The sequence below is a fragment of the Brachybacterium paraconglomeratum genome, from assembly GCF_039541415.1.
GTDB lineage: Bacteria > Actinomycetota > Actinomycetes > Actinomycetales > Dermabacteraceae > Brachybacterium > Brachybacterium paraconglomeratum_A.
This window is the reverse complement of sequence record NZ_BAABGE010000008.1, coordinates 149,068-168,305: the sequence shown is the minus strand read 5'-3', so window position 1 is coordinate 168,305 and position 19,238 is coordinate 149,068. Positions and strand designations below refer to the sequence as shown.

At 67.0% G+C, this 19,238-nt stretch carries 15 protein-coding genes and 1 pseudogene; 6 read left to right on the top strand and 10 right to left on the bottom strand.

From position 1 onward, the window contains the following. Positions 1-31: 31 nt before the first annotated feature. Positions 32-970 (top strand): SMP-30/gluconolactonase/LRE family protein, encoded by a 939-nt coding sequence (locus ABD893_RS13625; RefSeq protein ID WP_345081257.1) that lies wholly within the window; start codon positions 32-34, stop codon positions 968-970. Positions 971-989: 19 nt separating this feature from the next. On the opposite strand, the gene ABD893_RS13620 is transcribed toward ABD893_RS13625, so the two are convergent. From ABD893_RS13620 to ABD893_RS13590, 7 genes and pseudogenes are all read right to left on the bottom strand, one after another. Beyond that, positions 990-1,745 carry an SDR family oxidoreductase gene (locus tag ABD893_RS13620; RefSeq protein ID WP_345081254.1) on the bottom strand — a complete coding sequence of 252 codons (756 nt, stop codon included), beginning with the start codon at positions 1,743-1,745 and terminating at the stop codon, positions 990-992. Between the two features lie 854 nt (positions 1,746-2,599). Further along, complete coding sequence (locus ABD893_RS13615; RefSeq protein ID WP_345081251.1) at positions 2,600-2,905, bottom strand: helix-turn-helix transcriptional regulator; 306 nt, start codon at positions 2,903-2,905, stop codon at positions 2,600-2,602. 5 nt (positions 2,906-2,910) lie between these two features. Continuing rightward, on the bottom strand, positions 2,911-3,261 hold the full coding sequence (locus ABD893_RS13610; protein WP_345081248.1) for a type II toxin-antitoxin system RelE/ParE family toxin: 351 nt from the start codon (positions 3,259-3,261) through the stop codon (positions 2,911-2,913). Between the two features lie 79 nt (positions 3,262-3,340). Continuing rightward, positions 3,341-4,552 (bottom strand): Wadjet anti-phage system protein JetD domain-containing protein, encoded by a 1,212-nt coding sequence (locus ABD893_RS13605; RefSeq protein WP_345081245.1) that lies wholly within the window; start codon positions 4,550-4,552, stop codon positions 3,341-3,343. Next, positions 4,552-5,142, bottom strand: a complete 591-nt coding sequence (locus ABD893_RS13600; protein ID WP_345081242.1) for an SbcC/MukB-like Walker B domain-containing protein — start codon at positions 5,140-5,142, stop codon at positions 4,552-4,554. Before ABD893_RS13600 ends, ABD893_RS13605 begins: the two co-directional genes overlap by 1 nt. A gap of 32 nt (positions 5,143-5,174) precedes the next feature. Further along, positions 5,175-5,510 (bottom strand): annotated as a pseudogene (locus tag ABD893_RS13595) (transposase); the annotation flags it as partial. Positions 5,511-5,709: 199 nt separating this feature from the next. Beyond that, the gene (locus tag ABD893_RS13590; RefSeq protein ID WP_345081239.1) at positions 5,710-6,795 is read right to left on the bottom strand and encodes a 2,3-butanediol dehydrogenase; all 1,086 of its coding nucleotides are present in this window, start codon (positions 6,793-6,795) and stop codon (positions 5,710-5,712) included. 169 nt (positions 6,796-6,964) lie between these two features. Here ABD893_RS13590 and ABD893_RS13585 point away from each other — a divergent pair, with 169 nt between their 5' ends. Further along, complete coding sequence (locus tag ABD893_RS13585) at positions 6,965-7,876, top strand: ankyrin repeat domain-containing protein (protein ID WP_345081236.1); 912 nt, start codon at positions 6,965-6,967, stop codon at positions 7,874-7,876. A 49-nt stretch (positions 7,877-7,925) separates the two neighbouring features. On the opposite strand, the gene ABD893_RS13580 is transcribed toward ABD893_RS13585, so the two are convergent. Both ABD893_RS13580 and ABD893_RS13575 read right to left on the bottom strand, forming a co-directional pair. Continuing rightward, the gene (locus ABD893_RS13580; RefSeq protein ID WP_345081233.1) at positions 7,926-8,660 is read right to left on the bottom strand and encodes a DUF429 domain-containing protein; all 735 of its coding nucleotides are present in this window, start codon (positions 8,658-8,660) and stop codon (positions 7,926-7,928) included. Between the two features lie 5 nt (positions 8,661-8,665). Continuing rightward, positions 8,666-10,156, bottom strand: a complete 1,491-nt coding sequence (locus tag ABD893_RS13575; protein ID WP_345081230.1) for a C69 family dipeptidase — start codon at positions 10,154-10,156, stop codon at positions 8,666-8,668. A gap of 131 nt (positions 10,157-10,287) precedes the next feature. On the opposite strand from ABD893_RS13575, the gene ABD893_RS13570 reads away from it, so the two are divergent. Beyond that, positions 10,288-11,007 carry a hypothetical protein gene (locus ABD893_RS13570; RefSeq protein ID WP_345081227.1) on the top strand — a complete coding sequence of 240 codons (720 nt, stop codon included), beginning with the start codon at positions 10,288-10,290 and terminating at the stop codon, positions 11,005-11,007. Between the two features lie 196 nt (positions 11,008-11,203). Here ABD893_RS13570 and ABD893_RS13565 read toward each other — a convergent pair whose 3' ends face one another. Continuing rightward, entirely contained in the window at positions 11,204-14,395 is a 3,192-nt protein-coding gene (locus ABD893_RS13565; RefSeq protein ID WP_345081224.1) for a DEAD/DEAH box helicase, read from the bottom strand. 243 nt (positions 14,396-14,638) lie between these two features. On the opposite strand from ABD893_RS13565, the gene ABD893_RS13560 reads away from it, so the two are divergent. The 3 genes from ABD893_RS13560 to mcrC all read left to right on the top strand — a co-directional run bounded on the left by ABD893_RS13560 (position 14,639) and on the right by mcrC (position 19,184). After that, a complete protein-coding gene (locus ABD893_RS13560; protein WP_345081221.1) occupies positions 14,639-15,646 on the top strand; it encodes a hypothetical protein in 1,008 nt (335 codons plus the stop codon). Positions 15,647-15,903: 257 nt separating this feature from the next. After that, entirely contained in the window at positions 15,904-18,138 is a 2,235-nt protein-coding gene (locus tag ABD893_RS13555; protein ID WP_345081218.1) for an AAA family ATPase, read from the top strand. Then, on the top strand, positions 18,135-19,184 hold the full coding sequence (gene mcrC / locus ABD893_RS13550) for a 5-methylcytosine-specific restriction endonuclease system specificity protein McrC (protein ID WP_345081215.1): 1,050 nt from the start codon (positions 18,135-18,137) through the stop codon (positions 19,182-19,184). The genes ABD893_RS13555 and mcrC overlap by 4 nt, the downstream gene beginning before the upstream one ends. Positions 19,185-19,238 lie beyond the last annotated feature (54 nt).

Below are 19,238 nucleotides of genomic sequence, written 5' to 3'. Positions count from 1 at the left end.
AAGCGGCGATCCCGGTAGACGGAGGCACCCCATGAGCATCGACCACCTGCTGGCCCCCGACGCCCGCCTGGAGAAGGTCGCGAGCGGATTCACCTGGGTCGAGGGACCCGCGTGGATCCCGTCCCGCGGCGTGCTCCGCTTCAGCGACATCCCCGGGAACCGGGTCCTCGAATACTCGGAGACCGCTGGCACCACCGCCGAGATCAGCACCGACGCCGAGTACACCAACGGCCGCACCCTGGGCCGCGACGGCGCGGTCATCGAGTGCTCTCACGGCCGACGGGCGGTGCAGATCGACCGGGCCGCCTCAGAGCCGGACGCACCGTATGCGCCGGAGATCCTGGTGGACCGCTTCGGGGACGCGCGGCTGAACTCCCCGAACGACGTGGTCGAGAAGTCCGACGGGACGATCTGGTTCACCGACCCCTCCTACGGCATCAAGCGACCCGACGAGGGGCATGCGGGGGAGGAGGAGTACGGGGACCGGTACGTGTTCCGCTTCGATCCGACCGACGGCTCCCTGCGCCCCGTCGTCATCGATGTCGAGGCGCCCAACGGCCTCGCCTTCTCCCCGGACGAGTCGATCCTGTACGTCGGGGACTCCTCACTCTCCCCGGCCGACCGCGACCACCCGAATCCCGCCCGGCCCCGGGGTCACTCGATCCACGCCTATGACGTGGTCGAGGGGCGGCATGCGAAGAACGGAAGCCCGCTGGTGGAGGTGAGCCCGGGCCTGCCCGACGGCTTCCGCGTCGACGGGGAGGGGAACCTCTGGTCCTCCTCCCTCCGCGGCATCCAGGTCTTCACCCCTGGCGGCGAGAAGCTCGGCGAGATCCCGGTGCCGGAGAAAGTCGGCAACTGCTGCTTCGGCGGGGCCGACGGGCGCACGCTGTACATCTGCGGCAGCACCAGCATCTTTCGGATCCGCACCCGCGCCCAGGACGCCGCCGCGGCACGGCGCGCGGGCTGAGCGCTCGCGGGCACCGGGCTCAGCCCGCCCGGTGCTCCTCCTGGAGCCACTGCGCGAAGGTCATCTCACCGACCAGGGCATCAGCGGGGTCACCCCGCAGCGCCCCGGAGGCGAGCCCGCGCCCGTAGGCGCCGGGGAAGCGCGCCTCGAGCACCCGCCGGGAGGTTCCGTCGTGCGCAGAGAGGCGGCGGATCATGTCGGCGAGCGTGTGCTCCTCGGGGCCGATCAGGTCCTGCGCGCGACCGGTCGGGGCGGCTTCGGCGGTCCGGATGAGGTGCTCGCCCACCTCCCGCGCGGCGACGGGCCGGGCCAGCAGGCGCGGCGCGATCGTGAGCGGGCCGAGGGAGGTGCGGGCGCTCATCTGCTCGGCGAACTCGTGGAACTGGGCCGCCCGCGCGATGGTGTGCGGAACGCCGGAGGCCTCGACGGCCCGCTCCTGGGCGAGCTTGCCGGCGTAGTAGGACGCGTCAATCCCATCGATGCCGACGATCGAGAGCACCACATGGTGGGCCACGCCCTGGCGCGCTCCGGCCTCCAGCAGGTGACGGCTCGTGGTGCGGAAGAACTCGGTGGCTTTCTCGCGCGAGAGCGACGGGGTGTTCAGCGCGTCCACGACCACGTCGACGCCTTCCAGGTGCTCCTCGAGCCCGGCACCCGAGAGCACGTCGATGCCCTCGCTGCGGGAGAGGACCACCACCTCATGTCCCTGCGCCCGTGCGGCCTGGACCGCTCGACGTCCGACAACTCCGGTGCCCCCGGCGATCGCGATCCTCATGGCAGTCCTCTCGTCCTGCCCAGCATCGTCGTCTCGGGGCGGAGCGGGGTCAAGGGCGGTGCGGCTCTGTGGTGAACCAGCTCGAAGAGAAGGACTCCGCCGACCCCTGCGCGGATCTGCTTCAGCTGGCTGTAGGCCCGACGGGGATCTCCTGTCCTCGCCCGGCGAGGCGGTACGGGTCGGCACTCGCGTCGAAGGCAGTCTTCGTCTGCTCGCGCAGCTCGGTGAACCAGGCTCGGTAGGAGTCTGCGGGGCTACAACCCTCACCCGACCCACTCCAGGACTCGAGGTAGCGGCGGATCAGCGTCGACTGGCCGGTGCCCGCCTTGCCGGTGAGGAACAGGTGGTGGCCGGCATGGAGGTGGTCGAGCGCGGTCTGGAACTCGGTGGTGATGGTGAGAGGAGTGGCCGACGGGGCCAGTGCTACCGACGGGGTGGGTGCGGCCGGCGGGGCTGCGCGGACCGCATCGGCCGGGCGGCGTGCATCCGGGCGCGCCGGGCAGCGAGTCGGTGGTGGTGGCGGCGACCGCCCTCGGAGATCCCGCCGACGGCGATGCCCTGCGCACGGGCCCAGATACGCGGCTCGGGCGAAACCTACGTCATCACTGAGAGCAGATGCGTGCTGGTCGAGAACGGGAACGCCTGACGCCCTGCGGTCGAGCGAGCCCGCGGATCGGACTCACTCCGTCCCTGCGGCCGTCTCGGAACTACTTGAAGTTTTTTAGAGTAGTTGCAAGTAGCTTCGAGTCGGCGTGCGCGTGGCTGGGTGATCGAGTGGATGCCGAAGCGGAGCGCGCGGCCGCAACGCGACGCAATGGTCATGGCCTCCTGCTTCGAGGTCACTACCGCATCGCTCAGGCGACCTGGACCCTGGAGTCGCCGGTGACGTACTCGAGCGAGAGCCCACCACCGACGGCTTCGAGATAGCCGCGGATGGTTCCGACCTTGGCGTTCTCCAGGTCGCCGTGCTCGATTTTGGAGACCTGTCGCTGAGAGACACCGATGCGGTCGGCCAGCTGCTGCTGGGTCAGCCCGGCATTTTCACGGAGCTCGCGGAGACGGTATGCGCGCACCTCGGCGAGCAAGCGCTGCTTGTGTTCCTCGACGCGCGCGCGATCCACCGGGTGCTCGGCGAGGAAGTCGTTCAATGTCATGGCCATGTCCGTCATTCTCCTTTCTGCGTGCGGAGGTGATCGTCGAAGAGGTCGTCTGCCACGGGTATGTTGCGCTGGTACCAGCGCTTCCAGCTGCCTGCCTTGTCTCCAGCGACGAGCATTATCGCGTTCCTCGTGGGATCGAAGGCGAAGAGTATTCGAAGCTCTGATCGTCCAGAAGAGCCTGGGCGGAGCTCCTTCATGTTCTTGTGACGGGACGTGCTGACCGTGTCGACCAAGGGGCGACCCAGGTGCGGCCCCTGATCCTCCAGGATCTCGATGGCGGCGACCACCTGTGCCTGCGAGTCCTCATCCAGCGAAGCGAGCCATCCCGCGATCAGCTCGATGTCGACGCTCCACATGAAGCAACTTTAGAACCTCCAGGTTCTGGGGTCAAGGTCCCGGGAGGGGTGCGGCGGTGCTTCGTGAATGGCCGGGAGGTCAGGGCAGGGAGGGAGGGGGCGTGGTGTGCAGCCGCTCATCGAGCGTCCTGCGCAGCTGCTCGACGGCATACCCCAGCTCGATCCGCTCCTGCTCGAGCCGCAGCCCCGTCGCGCTCAGCTCGCGATACAGCTCGGCCTCCGCAGCTGTGAGGTGCGTCAGCACGACCTGGCTGCGCTCACCTCCGGATCCTGTCAGTTCCTGGTGCGCGTCGAGAGTGGCTCGATCCATCAGCACGCTGCGGACATCGCTGTGGTGATGGCGGGCCCTGTCGAGGATCCGCAATCCGTCAGCATCGGTATCGCCCCAGTACAGGACGGGTGCTCGCTGGATCCATGGCACAGCGAAAAGTTCCGACAGGTTGTAGCCGGTCCCGCCCACCGCCACGGTCCCTGGCAGGTCCGGCAGCACCTGCACGGTCTCGGAGTTCTCGCACACGATCACCACGCGAGGGTGAAGCCTCGTCGCAGCGAGCGCCTCCGGATCCATGCGGCTCGATCGGGGCAGGCCCGGCCGCTCGGCACGTGACGGGGGATCGAGCACCACGAGATCGTGGAAGGTGGGCGCGGGCCGGAGCCCCAGCTCGGTAGAGCCATCGGCCCGCGCGGCGCCGACAAGTCCTTCGACCACGGCGCGATGATCCTTCAACCACTTCGTGTGCATCCCGGGCAGCGGCACCTGACGGATCCGGTAGCCGCTGCCGGGATGAGCGAGCAGCCAGGCAGCGGCCCGGACGCACAAGTCCGCATCGACCGATGGCATCTGCAGCCACTGCGCTCGGCGACGCGTGATCGCGGTGGCCACTCGGGACCGCAGATCCGAAGAAGCATCGTCCGCGAGCGTCATCGCCGCGAGAGCCTCCACCGCCGCCTCCGCATGTCCGAGGAGCACCGCCCACTCCGCTCGAGTCGCCTCCCCGGCGAGCCGACACAGCGCCCCTGCCTCCCCGGCCTGCCACCGCACAGGAACCAGCTGGGTACCCAGGTTCGCCCAGCGCCGCTCCTCCCACGCCACGAACTCAGCCAGCAGGCCGGTACTCCGCCACGCATCGATCCAGGTGTGGGCGCTGGTCGGGTCGGCGAGCGCCTCGGCGCCCGTCGGTGGATGCAACGGCACCGAGACGGCCGCGCCCGAGGGATCGGCGATCCACGCTGCGGTGTTCCGTGCCCATGCCTGCTGCAGGCGCTTGCGCACTTCCTCCGGGAAACGCATCACGCCTCCAACTCGGCGAACGTCACGGCCGCGAGATGAGAGGTGCTGTCCGCACTCTTGGCCACCACGGCGGCACCGCCCACGTATTCCTCGATGGTCTGCAGCATCTTCAGCGGCGTGGCCAGCAGCATCTGGAACCCGAAGGAGCGGAACACCTCGAGCCCGGCGCGTGTGTAATGCATGTCGGAGTTCCCGAAGGCTTCGTCCAGCACCACCGAGCCATACGCCGGCACTCCGTCGGCCGACTCCATGAGTTGATAGCGCAGCGCTGCAGCCAGGCAGAACGTCACCAGACGTTGCCGCTGCCCACCCGAACGGCCGCCCGCACCGCGGTAGACATCCACCACCGTGCCGGATTCATCGAGCTCACGCGCCTCGAACTCGACGTGCCGGCGTGTGTCGAGCACGCGACGTCTCCAAGAGACGTCGCTGGTCTCCGCACTCCCGAGACGGCGCAGAAGCGCATCCATCCGCACATAGCGGTGCTCCGCCTGGGCGATGGTCTCCTCTCCTTGGCCGAAGGCGCCCTGTGTGATCTCCAGCAGCGCGGTGAGGAAGTCCCGTACCTCTTCGGTGTGCTTCTTCTTCACGACGATGGTGAATCGGCCCAGGTTCTCTGCCGCTACTTTGCGGGTGCGGGCTCTCGGGTGAGGGCCTCGTAGTGGAGCGTCTCGGACTCTACCGGGGTGAGCATCCCGAGAGAGCCGTGGAGGCGGCGGTTGTTGTACCAGTCGACCCAGCCGGCGGTTGCGAACTCGACGTCCGCGAGAGTCCGGAACGGGCCTGAATGGAAGACGGTGGTGCGTATGCACTCGGTCTTGTAGAGCCCGCTGATCGTCTCCATCAGCGCGTTGTCATATGCGTCGCCGACGGTCCCGATCGACGGGGCGATGCCCTCGAGGGCGAGGTGCTCGGTCAATCTGATCGCGGTGTACTGGGATCCCGCGTCGCTGTGATGGGCTGGCAACACCGTACCGCCGATCCTTCTGTCGGCCGTCGAGCATCCGGAGTTCCGCACTCTCATCGATCTGATCACCCACCCGGGCGCTGCCGTGGACGCGACCTACGTGGACGCGCTCACGTCGGAAACAGCGGGACCGGAGCACCGCGAGGCGAGGAGCTCCGGTCGCGGCCGCTGAACGTCACGGCACCCCGGCTCAGGCCGGGTCGACGCCCTTGCCGGAGGGGGAGACCAGGATCTTCACGGCCGTCTCGTTGCGATGGATGAGGGTGTCGAACCCCTTGTCGATCAGGTCCTCGAGCTGGATGCGCCCGGTGATGAAGGGAGCGAGATCGATCTTGCCGCTCTCCACGAGCTCGATGACCGCCGGGTGGTTGTTGACGTATCCGATCGATCCACGCAGGTCGATCTCCTTCATCACCAGCTTGTGCATGTCGAAGTCGGAGCGGTGGCCCCAGATCGAGATGTTCAGCAGCACCCCGGTGGGTCGCAGCGCATCCATCAGGGTGTCCAGCACCGCCTGCACGCTGGTGGCCTCGAAGGCGATGTCCGCGCCCTTGCCGCCGGTGAGGTCGTGCACCTCCTGGGCCACGTCGACTGCGGCCGGGTCCAGTGCGTGATCGGCGGCGCCGGAGTCCAGGGCCTTCTGGCGGCGCAGCGAGGAGAGCTCGGAGACCACCACTGTCACGCCCAGGGCCCGCAGCACCGCACCGGTGAGCAGTCCGATGGGGCCGGCGCCGCCGATCACGGCGATGTCACCGGCCTTCGCGCCGGAGCGCTGTACTCCGTGATAGGCGACGGCGAGCGGCTCGATGAGCGCGGCCTGGTCCAGCGGGATGCTGGGATCGATCTTGTGGACCCAGCGGCGACGGACGGCGAGCTTCTCGGCCAGACCGCCTCCGCCGCCGCCGAGGCCGATGAAGTTCATTCCCTCGGAGAGGTGGTAGTCGGTCGAGTCCGGACCGGTGTCGGTGCCGTCTTTGAGGATGTAGGGCTCGACGACCACCGTGTCACCCACCTCGAGGTCGGTGATGCCCTCGCCGAGCGCCGACACGACCCCGGAGAATTCGTGGCCGAGCGTCACCGGGGCCGTCTCTCCGGTCCAGGACGTCGGCGTGTCCGGGGTGGGACAGAAGATCGGACCGTCCAGGTACTCATGCAGATCGGTGCCGCAGATCCCACAGAAGGCGACGTCGATGAGCACCTCGCCAGCGCCGGCGGTGGGTTCGTCGATCTCCTCGATGCGGATGTCCTTGTTGCCGTAATAGCGTGCTGCGCGCACGGTGATCAACCCTCTCGACTTCGCTCTCCGGTCGCTTCTCGCCCGGGGAAGTGATGGCATCGATCGTAGCGAGCCGGATGAGATGCGGAGGGGGACCAACGTCGCTCAGAGCGGAGCGGCACGATGACCTGAGGACGACAACCCCCGACGAGATCCGCGATGACCGCTCATGAGCGCAGAATGGCCCGGCATCCTCGATCCCGAGGTGATGAACGAGAGCATCGTCGAGGCATCCCACCGCCTCGCAGACGCCGGGAAGACGGGCCGCTGGGACGTGGTGATCGACCTCCTCGAGTCGGGGCAGGCGCAGAACGCCAACCAGTGGCGGTTCGGCGGGACGTCCTGGTTCACCCCGCTGCACCAGGCGGCGTGGCTCGGCGCTCCGGTCGAGGTGGCCGAACGACTGATCCGACTCGGCGCGTGGCGCTCGCTCCGGACGGCCGGCGGCGCCCGAGCGGTCGATCTCGCACGGAAGCGCGGCCACCACCACCTGCTCGAGATCCTCGCCGTCCCGGAGCCGACCGAGCGGGAGCAGCAGAAGTTCGCAGCGTGGGATCAGCACGTGGCCGACCTGATCGCGGAGCGCACCCGGAGCCTCGATCCCGTGCGGTCCCGCCCGGTGCCCACCGAGGTGATCGCTCTGGACCGGCTCGAGTCGCTCTGGTTCCCCTATCCGGGGGATGTACGGCGGCTTCAGCATGTCGCTCCAGGAGGACCGGCTCGTGGTGGCGAGCTGGAGCCGGGTTGTCGACGGCTCCGGGTAGAGGCACGTCATCACCGAGAACGGGTGCGAGCTCGTCGAGGAAGGGTTCGTCTGAGCCGTCGTCGGCACGTCGGCGTGCTCGCTCCTCCCACCTGGTCCGCCGCTCCCGCCGCGCGTAGCCTGGGGGCACCACGACAGGGAGGCCTCGCCATGACCGTTCGCTCCGGAGATCCCACGCACGAACCGTTCCCCGGACCTGGGGAACCGCCCATCCCGCAGCTCGAGGACGATCAGACGACGGCGCCCCGCCCGGAGGAGGAGATCGCAGATCAGCTGCGGTCCGAGCCCGCTCCGGACGGCCGCCCGCACGACGGCTGACACGCGGCGCACCGCACGAGCCCAGGTCGTCGCGGCGGGACCATGGCCCTCACTCCGGCGCGGGCAGCCAGATCCATCCTTCGTCGGCTGCGGCGGCGGCCAGTTCCGCTGGTGGAGCTATTGCCCTGCCGAGGAGCACCTCCCGGGCGACCACCGCGGCGATCACGGCGTCGAGTGCATCGTCCGAGCCCGCGCACACGTCCTCGTGTCCTGCCCAGTCCAGCCACGGCCAGCGGGCGCTGAGCGCTTCGACGAGCTCGCCGCGCACCAGAGCTCCGGCGGCCTTCTTGTAGCGCTGGGCTCCGAATCCCCAGGCGGCCAGCGCGGCGCCCGGGTAGACCTCGCAGGCCACACCGCTTCCGTCGAGCGGGGTGGGGGTGTCCTGCTCCCGCAGGCGCGCAGCGATCGCTGCCCAGCGGATGGCGGGGTAGGCGATCTTGTCCGCTGCGACGCTGAGAGGCGTCTTGCCCACCCGCCTGCGCACCTCGAGATCCGTCTCTCGGAAGAGAACGGCCCGACGCCAGTCCGGTCCGGTGTCCGCCGGGGACTCGAGGTCGCCCGCCTGGTGCCCGGCGACCAGGTCGACGAAACGGCGTGGCCATCCGAAGGGCACGTCCACGCCGGCTTTCGAGGCGGGAATGATCGCCGCGAGAACGTCGTCGTCGCTCGCCCCCACGTGGACGTCCTCGATGCGGACCACGTGGTTCTCCTCGCGGAGCACCGCGAGACCCGTCCTGCGCGGGTCCGCCGCGAGATCGATGCCGGCGACGAGCCGAGGGGCCACCGTTCTCACCCGTCCGACCGTGAGAACCGGTTCGTCATGTGCGTGCTCGCGGTGGCGAGGACCTCGCCCAGCAGCGCATCCGTCGCGGTGCGGATCTGCTCGGCGATCGTCGTGTTCGCCACGGCGAGCAGGCCCGGCACCGCGGCGTCGTCGGCCGACGATGCCGCCGCGGTCGCCGCGTGCACGGCGACGTGACCGAGGGCCAGGGTGCGCTGCTGGTAGCGCTCGATCGCGGGGATGATCTCGGCGTGGTGCGCATCGGCCAGGGCGGCGATCAGCCGTGAGGTCCAGTAGAAGCTGTCCGTGCTGACGGTGCCGGTGGTGGTCGTGAGATAGGCGGGTGCCTCCTCGACGTTCGTGAACATCGGGATCAGCGTGGTGAAGGGGAGCGAGGCGTAGGCGACCCACTGCAGCGCGCGATGGGACGGGGGCAGGTCCGGGCGGATCTGCAGGATCGCGAGCGCGTTGTGGCGGTTGATGCCGATGGGGCGGAACGCCGTGCGCTCCGCCGCGGTGCCGCGGGCGGAATACGGGTCGAAGACCGTGCCCTGGTAGTGGGAGCTGAGCACGTCCTTGACGTCCTCGATCGTGAGGAGGCGCTCGGGCCGCCGGCTCCACGGGAGATCGTCCGAGTCCGGGCTCGCCCCGGGCAGGCCCGCGTCCCAGTCCTCGCTCCTGGGGTTCAGGGTGCGCTGCATGGACCAGGCGCGGGGTGTGTTGTAGACGTGGTCCGCGGGTGAGTGGGAGCCGAACGCCTCGCGGGGGTTGAATTCCGACGGCGCCGGATCGTCCACGTCCCGCTGTGTGAGGTCCAGGTGGTGGGTGGTGAGGAACTCCCGCAGGTCGGGGCTCGCCAGGTGGTCGCGGCCCGGCCCTTCCGCGTCGTCGAGGTCGAAGGAGTCGATGCCCAGCTGGTTCGGCATCGTCACGTAGTGGTCCTCCGGGACGCGCCGCGCGGTCCAGTGGTGCCCGCCCACCGTCTCGAGCCACCAGATGTCCTGCTCGTCGCTGAAGGCGATCCCGTTCATCTCGTAGGTGCCGTGCTCTCCGAGCAGCGCGCCGAGGCGCTCCACCCCCTCGCGGGCGGAGCGGATGTAGGGGAGGACCAGCGTCACGAAGTCCTCCTCGCCGAACCCGCAGGGCGCGCCCGTGGCCGGGTCGTGCTCCACGAGCGGATCCGCGCCGAGCACCCGCGGGTTGCTGGTGATCGTCTCCGTGGCGCTCATGGCGACGTTCGCCGCGTTGATGCCGGCGCTCGCCCACACCCCGTTGACCCCCAGCGCATCCGGGATCGCGGTGTATCGCAGCGGCTCCTCGGGCAGGGCGATCGTGCGCCTGCCGATCACGGAGGTGTAGGTGCGGGGCTGCTCGGCCGGCTGCACCACCACGACCCGCTTGGGATCGAAGGACCCTTCGCTGGAGTCCTCGTTGCGGGCGACCAGGGGAGAGCCGTCGGCGCTCGCGCGGCGGCCGACGAGGAGGGTGGTGCATGGCATGGGGGAGGGTTCCTTCGAGCGCAGGGATCTGGGGAGGTCCACGGTAGTCCCGGGGCCGACGGTCCCGGTGCGGGCCGCCCGTCTCCTGGGTCGGTCCCGACGCTGAGGAGTTCCGCAGCTCGTGCCACCAGGTGCGCGCACAGCTCGCGGACGTTCTCGAGAGGATTCGACGATGGGCGGACGACCTCGACGCCGAGGCCGACGAGCAGGACGCAGCCTCAACGGCCGATTCGGCCGGGTCGGGCTCTGGCGGCGGTGGGACCGGATCGGACAGATCTCCGTTCGACATCCTCAAGGACTTCCCGTTCGGCACCGGGGATGGTGATTCGTGGTCGCTGCCGGACATCTTCCCCCGCATCTCGCCGCACGGGTGGGTTCCTCCCCTTCTGAAGGAGGGCGCCGATGTCGTCGCCGACCGGGTCGAGAAGGGACTCCCGGTCGCCGAGCGGGTGCTCAAGAAGGGGACACCGCTGATCCCCGACCTGTACGACGCCGGACGCCACTACCTCAACGGCGAGACCGCGGAGGGGAACTTCGTGGTGATGCGCGCGGCGGTCAGCGCGGTCCCGTACGTGGGCGCCGGGGTCGATCTCACCGACCTAGCGACGTCCGCCGATCCCGACGGCTCGATCCTCGACCGTGCCGAGAGCTGGTACGTCGAGAAGCTGAAGGATCCCAACTCCGCCATATCCAGGGGAGAGCAGATCGGCCTGCAGGAGGCGGATGAGCGCGGCATCGAGAACACCTACGTCCGGAACATCTTCGAGGTCGCCATGGGGAGCGGCACGGCGTGGGGGGAGACGAATCTGCATCGCGACGAGAACGGTGACATCAATCCCTGGATGACCTGACCGTCTGCGCAGGGCCTTGCCTGAGGAACAGGCGCTCCGCGAGCGCGACGCCGTGCGGGGGAAGGCATCCACTCAGTGCCTATCGAGGGCCGCGGTGCAGCTCACACTCTGTGCATAGGCCTACAAGTTCTGGATGCCCGGGGAGCTTGGGCGGGTCATCGAGATCCTCGGCAGGAGGTTCCAACGCACCGCAACCCTATGCCGCCAGCGCTGAACTGAGCTCGCGGAAGTACGGGTGCCGCGCCCATTGAGCGCGGTCGCCGATGACATAGAGGCGTCTCTTCGCCCGGCTTGCCGCGACGTTGACCAGATTGACGCTCTCCGACGCCCAGCTCTTCGCCCCTTGCGCCGCGGGGTCGCCGCCCAGCACGAGGAACACGACCGAGGCCTCTTTCCCCTGTGCTCGATGAATGGTGCCCGCCGTGAGATCAGGGACCTCGCGGGTGAGGGCCGCCAGCCGATCAGCCACCGCCCGGAAGGGTGAGATCGCGATGATCGACGCGGGATCAACACAGTGCTCGCGCAGCCTCTCGATCTCGAGGAGCATGCGGGCGATCTGGTTCTCCTGGAGATGGGTTCCCTCAACGGGCGCGGGCTCATCAAGCCATCTGCTCTGGGTGATGCGGGGGCCGTCCGGGCCGTCGAAGAGATCGGGCCGACGGGGGTCATCAAGGGTGCGATCGATGCCGTTGACCATGATCCCGCCGTAGGCCACGTCGTTGCAGAAACTGAACATCGGGTCGTCGCACCGTCGGTGGACCGTGAGCGGAGCGCTCACCCAGACGTCCTCCTCCCCATTGCGCAAGGTGGTTCCGAAGCGGGAAACGCGGTCGGTGAGAGTCTGGACAGATGCCTGCGGCGGAATCCACGTGCCCGCCACCCCGAACGCCTGGGCGATATCGCGCTGTGCCTTGTGCGGCATCGTGACGACGGGTTGCAGCTGAAGGGGGTCGCCGACGGAGACCACTCGCCGTGAACGCCAGATCGCACCGGCGGCGTACTGCGGGCTGGCCTGACCGGCCTCGTCGATCAGGAGCCAGCCGAGCGATTCTCGACCCAGGCCGGTGAACATGCGTGCGTACGAAGCGAAGGTGGTCGAGACCATAGGCACGACGAGGAAGAAGGTCTGCCAGGCGGCGAGCACCTGCTCCGGCGTCAGGTTCCGCGGTGCATTTCCCGCGACGACGTCCATCGCGGCGCCGAGGCCCTTCTTCATGTCCGTCGCGGTATTGGCGAGGAAGTCCTCATGCAGACGCATCGCGGCGAGGAACAGACGGGAGCGCGCTGCATCGAGCTGAGCGTCGAGCCACGGGGCGTGAAGCTCGCGACGGTCGCCGCTCCAGTTCTCATCCGGGTACCCCGCACCGAATCGACCAGCGTCCTCGGTGAGCTTCGCCTGCAACGTGCGGAGCCCGTCGTCCGCGCGAGCGCGGGCCACGGCGGCTGCCTCGGCATGCTGCTCGAGGGTGAGGAGCTGATGTTCGAGCTGCTGAGAGTGGGCTCTGGCCTGCGCGAGATCATCCTCTGCAATCTGTCGGCGCTCCTCGGCGTCTCCGACCTTCGCACGCCAGTCCTTCGTTGCCCGCCCCCAGGTCAAGAGCGTCTCGAGCCATCCGGGTCGAGTGGCGAGGTGGCGGTCCCATTCCTCTGACGCCTTCGCGAACTCGGCTTCCGCGAGCCCGGCTACTGTGTCCTCCTCCGTATAGGCGTGCTGCGCGGCAGTCAGATCGGTGGAGAGCTCGTATTCTCGTCGTACCTGATCCTCGAGTTTCCGGAGGGCGTGAGGGAGCTTTTCGCGACGTTCCGCAGCGTCTCGGCGAAGACGGATCAGCTCCTCTACTCGGGCGGCTTTCGCCTGGAACTCGTCGCGTGCTTCTCGCCAGCTGCGGTGGGCTGTAGCGCCACTTTCCCAATTCTTGAGCAGGGTGAGCATCCCTGGCACAGCGTGAGAAGCGGCGGTGCCCGTTCCGTGAGGTTTCTGGTCGAACCAGAACGAGGAGAAGAACGACCCTCGGTTGCTCTTGTTCCCCAGCTTCGCAGCGATGAGCCCCCAGGCGCGGGGGAGATCGTCGTCGCGGCGAGGTAGTGCACTTCCCAGTGCCGCGGAGGCGATGTCGGCGAAGAACTCCGCGGAATCGCGCCACGGGTCTGCGATGGCGTCCCGGGCGGGGATCTCCGCGCTCACGTTCTCCACGGCGGCATTGTTCGCTGAGGCGACGACCATCTCGAATCCGGTCAGCTCAGGTCGGAGCTGGCGAACCGACCGGGTGTATCGGCCGGTCTTCCACGTGTGGGTGGTCTGGGTGAAGGCGTCTCCAGGACTCTTGAGCTGAGAGAGACGACGAGCCCGTTCCACGACGTTCCCTGCCAGGATGTCCCGCAGCATCGTCGTCTTCCCGGTACCTGGCGGGCCGTTGATGCCCAAAAGCCCCGAGGACGAGGCGAGTTCGCCGAGGGCGCGGTTCACGGCGAACTGCTGGCGGAGCGCGAGGGCGTGCTCGGGGTCAGACGGCCACCGACCTCGAGGAAGATGGCCGAGCCCCGCCTCGGCATCGACAGTCCGATGCGACGTCATGACGTCGATCCGGTGGTCGCGGCGCAGCTCCCGCTCCGGCGTCAGATACTCGCTCAGCGCTGCCGGAACACCTCCGCGGCGGAGATCCTTCTCAACCTGCGCGAGGTCTTCGAGGAAGAAGCTATTGAGGAAGTCGTTGTCGCTCGCCTGCGACTCTTCACGCACCCGGGACTCGATGACGATACGTGTGCTCGCGAGCTCGGGAATCGCCTGAACCCCCGCTGCACGGTGCGCGACCCTGAGGAGGGCGAACAGGGACTCCTCATCGTGGGGGAGCGGCTGATCCGCACCATAGAGGTCTCGACGGGCCCCTTCGACCTCGTCGATCGTGTCGCGGAACGCGCTCGCAGCGTCGGGGAAGTCGGTCGCCCACTCGGGACCGCGCGAGGGAGACCCGGCCTCGAGCTTTGCGATCGCCCACGGCGCAGATGCCAGGACGGACGAATCGATCGCCAGAACTCCCTTGTGGTCGAGCACCACGGCGGCGCACGCGCTCTGGCCCGAGCGGCGTGCGTCGTAGGCGTCCCGATCCTCGCCGAAGGCACGGTGGAGGAGCTGGAAGGTGTCCTCGAGCTCGTAGACGCCGAGGTAGACAGTGTGCTGCCACGATTTCGGGGTCTTCCCCCGCTGTGGCGGAGGGGCGAGTGTCACCCAGGGCAACTGCTGACCGGGCTGCCAGGAGACGACCTGCTTGTCTCCGGGGCGGGTCGATCGCCGAGTCGGCTTGGGCACCGATTGCGGACTGAAGAGTTCGAGCAGCGTCCAGAACTGCAGGATGCGCTGTCTGTCGGTCGTGTGAGTCCCCATCCCCATGGGGCGATTCTGCCTGACTGATGGGACGAATGAGGTGCAGGTAACGGTTCCGGCGCGAATCGGCCCGGGTCTGCTCTCCCCATTGAATCCGACAACTGTTGCAGGACCGAGACCGCCACGCTGCATATCCGTCATACGGCACGCCTATTCTGCGCTTGACAGCCCGTCGCCTCCGATCGGGCATCGTGAGGAGCGGCAGGGACAGTGCAAGAAGATGACAGCGCGCTGACGGAATTCGATGACGTGCAGATTGAGCCTCTCAAGGTCACCGAGGATCCGGTCTCTGAGCTCCAAGGGGTCTCGGAGTCGCAGGGACTGGAAGCTGAGAAGTTCGCGATCGAGTTCCTCTCCCGTGTGATCCGTCTGAGGGGCGTGCGGATCGATCGCGAGCATTTCCTGCGTTCTGAGCTGCATCGACGTGGCATCAGCAACGAGTCGATCGACGCGGCGGTGGCAGAAAATCCTGCAGCTTCTGGCATCGGGATCGAGATGCTCGATCGCATCGCAGCCGAGGTCGTCGAGTTCGAAACGCGGAAGTCCACCGCGATGTCCTTCGCGGCGGGTATTCCCGGGGGATTCGCGATGATCGGCACGATCCCGGGCGACATCACCCAGTTCTATGTGCACGCGTTCCGCATCATGCAGAAGGTCGCGTACGTGTACGGGTGGAGAGAGTTCCTCTCTGATACGGACCACGTCGACGACGAGACCCTGGGCAAGCTCACCGCCTTCCTCGGAGTGATGATGGGCGTCGGTGGTGCCTCGGCGACCGTCACCAACTTCGCGGCGAACATCGCCCGACCCGCGATCCAGCGTCAGATTGCTGGCGTCGCGCTCACGAAGACCGCCTGGTACACCCCGATGAAGCAGGTGCTGCGGGTGGTCGGCGTGAAGCTCACCAAGGACAGCTTCGCCAAGGCGGTTTCCAAGGCGGTGCCGGTGGCCGGGGGAGTCATTTCCGGCAGTCTCACCTATGCCACCCTCCGAGTGCAGTCCGCCCGGCTCATCAAGCATCTGCGCCAGCTCCCGCCCCCGAACGTCGATGCGGAGGCGTATCTCGCGCGGCTCTTCGTCATCGATGAGGCGGAGGCGGAGCGGGTGGAGAGCTCGTTGCGGGGACGCGGCCTCGGAGCAGTGAGGGAGACCAGCTCAAAGGCGAAGGGTGTTGCGGGCTCCGTGAAGGGCCGAGTGGGGTCCCTTCTCTCACGGCGACAGGCAGCGGAAGACCCGGAAGCCGACGGCGAGGCGTAAGAGTCGCGTGTCCGCTGACCCTGGAACGGAAAACCGTGGGTTTCAGGACGCGCCGTCGGGCAGTTCAATCTGCCGCCTCGTCGAGAGTTGGCTGTTCCATCGTGCTTGCGATTCAGGACGCCGCCATCGCTTAGCGTGGGGCTTTTGTGTCATTGCGAGATCTCATCAAATCGCGGTAGCGAGCCCGGTCGCAGCTAATCGCGATACTGGGGATTGGCGCTTCGAATGTCAGTCTGATCAGGCACACTGTGGTCATGATGCACACTCCGCTGGACGCCGACGACTTGGCCATCATCGAACGCTCACGTTCTGCCTCGTTCATCTCGATAGCTCGCGAGATCGGACAGGTGTTTGCGCATATGTTGGGCGATGGACGCTCCGTGATTGATCCTGCAGAGACGATCTGGACCGCGGAAGCCGCTGAAGATCTTCGGGCCCGGGTCGAGGACAATCCGATCCTCGGAAGCACTCAAGGGCAGTGGGAGAAACTCGACCTCCAACTGCAGGGAGCTCCTCGAGAAGTCGTGCTTCTGGCTGCTGAGCTGGTGCTCCTGCGCGAACACGCGGTACGCAATATCAGGCCCGATGTGCGGTATTCGCACGTCGAACGCGTACTGGCACATGCTGAGCCAAAGGTAGAGCTCCCGGAAACCATTGCCGGGTGGCTGTCGCGCCCGACGAACACCGCGGGTGCGCACGTCGGCCAGGGTTACTTCGGCCGTATGTGGCGGCACATCATCTGGGGATCGAGCTTCGTGCGCTACTGGACGTCCCTTCCCGAGTCCGAGCGGGAGGAGGCCCGCACAGATCCGTGGGCGTTGCAGCGGGTCATGCTCGCCTCCGGCGAGGACGAAGCCGAATTTCGCAACGCGATGCAGTTCCTGGCTCGACCCGACGCGTTCGAGCTGATCACCGCGGCTGACATGAAGAAGCGCATCCGGAATGGACTTGCCGACAGGATCAACGGTGGGTCCGGCGCCGGCCCATATGACATCGATCGTGACCTGCTGGAGATCCGTCTGGAGCTGGCACGTGAGATGACGGAGCCGTTCAACTTCTGGGACTCCGGAGTCAGAGAGCTCTGGGACCCGACCTCGAACGCGGTCGACCCCGAGACGGACTCACCGGCGGAACCTCGGGAGCGTCACTACTGGATGTACTCGCCGGGCGAGAAAGCTTCGGAGTGGGAGCAGTTCTCCTCCGAGGGCATCATGGGGATCGCCTGGGATGAGCTCGGCAATCTCTCTGCGTATCCCACTAAGGATGCCGTCCGCCGCGCGCTCGATCCAGGAGGATCCGGTGCGTCCAAGATGAATGCACGGCTTGCGGTATGGCAGTTCCAGAACGAGATCGCGATCGGCGACATCGTCTATGCCAAGCGCGGACGGAAGGAGCTCGTCGGCCGTGGCGAAGTCGTCTCCGACGCACGGTTCGAGCCGGAGCGAGAGTCCTACCAGAACCTTCGCTCAGTCAGGTGGACCCATATCGGGTCGTGGGAGCACCCTGGGGATGCCGTGCTCAAGACTCTCACCGACATCACGAAGTACCCGGGCTACGCGCAGAAGTTGGAAGCGCTCTTCGTGGGAGTGGACGATGTCGAACTTCCCGTGACCAGTACGGACCACCTTCCGGCCTACGGCATGGCGGACTTCCTCGATGACGTCTATCTGCCGAAGGAGCGTTACGACCGGCTGCGTTCTCTGCTCTGGCGCAAGAAGAACGTCATCCTCGCCGGTCCGCCCGGCGTCGGCAAGACGTTCGCTGCAAAGCGACTCGCGCAGTCGATCATGGGACTGAAGGACCCCAGCCGGATCCAGGTAGTCCAGTTCCATCAGAGCTACTCGTACGAGGACTTCATGATGGGCTACCGCCCCAACGAGGACGCTGGCTTCACTCTGACCGAGGGTCCCTTTTATCGGTTCTGCGAGGAGGCGCGGGCTGATGACTCCGACCGTCCCTATTTCTTCATCATCGACGAGATCAACCGCGGCAACATCTCCAAGATCTTCGGGGAGTTGCTCATGCTCATCGAAGCCGACAAACGGGGCCAGGAGCTGCGTCTGCTGTACAAAGACGAGCACTTCTCCGTTCCGCACAATGTGCACATCATCGGCATGATGAACACTGCCGATCGCAGCCTCGCCGTGCTGGACTACGCGCTGCGGCGACGCTTCGGCTTCTTCGAGATGCGACCGGGCTTCGACTCGGACGGCTTCACGCGCTGGCAACGAGGCGTCGACAGCCGAGCGTTGGACAGCCTGGTCCGGACTCTCATCGATCTGAACAAGGTCATCGCCGAAGATCCAGCGCTCGGGCAAGGCTTCGCGATCGGCCACAGTTACCTCACGGGGCCTCTGGAGGGTGAGGACCTCGAGGAGTGGATCCAGTCGGTCGTCGAGGACGAGCTCATTCCTCTGCTCGACGAGTACTGGTTCGATGAGCAGGCGCGGTCGGCAGAGTGGGCGGAGAAGCTGAGGGCCGTAGTCGCATGACTCCCGGCCCGATCGCGATCCGCAACATCTACGTGATGATGGCGTATGCCTTCGGCGCGATGCGCGACGAGGGCAAGGACCGGATCGCCTCCGAGCCATTCGACCATCTTCACGACCTGTTGGCAGAGATCCTGGTGCGGGGCGTCGGCGCTGAGGTGAAGCGCGGCCTCCACCGCGACTACCGACGCAACCGGGAAGATCTTGCCACGGTGCGGGGCCGGATCGACATCACGGGAACGATCGCGACACGTTCCACGGTGAAAGGGAGACTGGTCTGCGAGTTCGACGAGTACGAGATCGATACCCCGCACAACAGGGTGTTGAAGTCGGTCATCGTCCTCCTGATCCGAAGCGGTCAGATCGCAACCTCCCGTAAAGGCTCGTTGCGACGCCTCCTGCCCTACCTCAATGAGGTCACGCTGATCGCTCCGACCTCGATCCGCTGGGCGACCCTGACCTACCACCGCGCCAATGTCAGATACCGGATGCTCATGGGCGTCTGCGAACTGATCGTGCGCGGGCTCCTCCCCACGAGGGCCTCGGGAACAACAGACCTCGCCGCATGGATCTCGGACGATGCCATGAGCACCCTGTACGAGAGGTTCCTGCGCGAGTACTACGCCTTCCATCATCCTGAGCTCTCTCCCCGCGCTTCTCACCTGGCGTGGGACTACGACCATGAGAGCGCCGTCGGAGCAGCGCAGCTTCCGGCGATGCGCACGGACGTCACCTTGCGACGTGACGGTCGAGTACTGATCATCGACGCGAAGTACTACAGCCAAACGCTTCAGTCCCGATGGGAGAAAGAAACCATCCACTCGGGGAATCTTTATCAGATGCTGGCGTACGTGAAGAATGCGGACATCGACCGTTCCGGGGCGATCAGCGGCCTGCTCCTCTACGCGCGCACGGGCGCGAGCACCCAACCCGACCTCGACGTCATGATCCAGGGGAACCGGGTTGGTGCTCGCAGCCTCGACCTCGATACTCCTTGGGAGGAGATCAGGTCCGAACTCGAAGGTATTCTTCGCTGGCTTGACGCCTGATGCCGAATCGCCCGGGAAAGATGCATGATCAGGTGGGGTGGAGCCGCCAGGCCG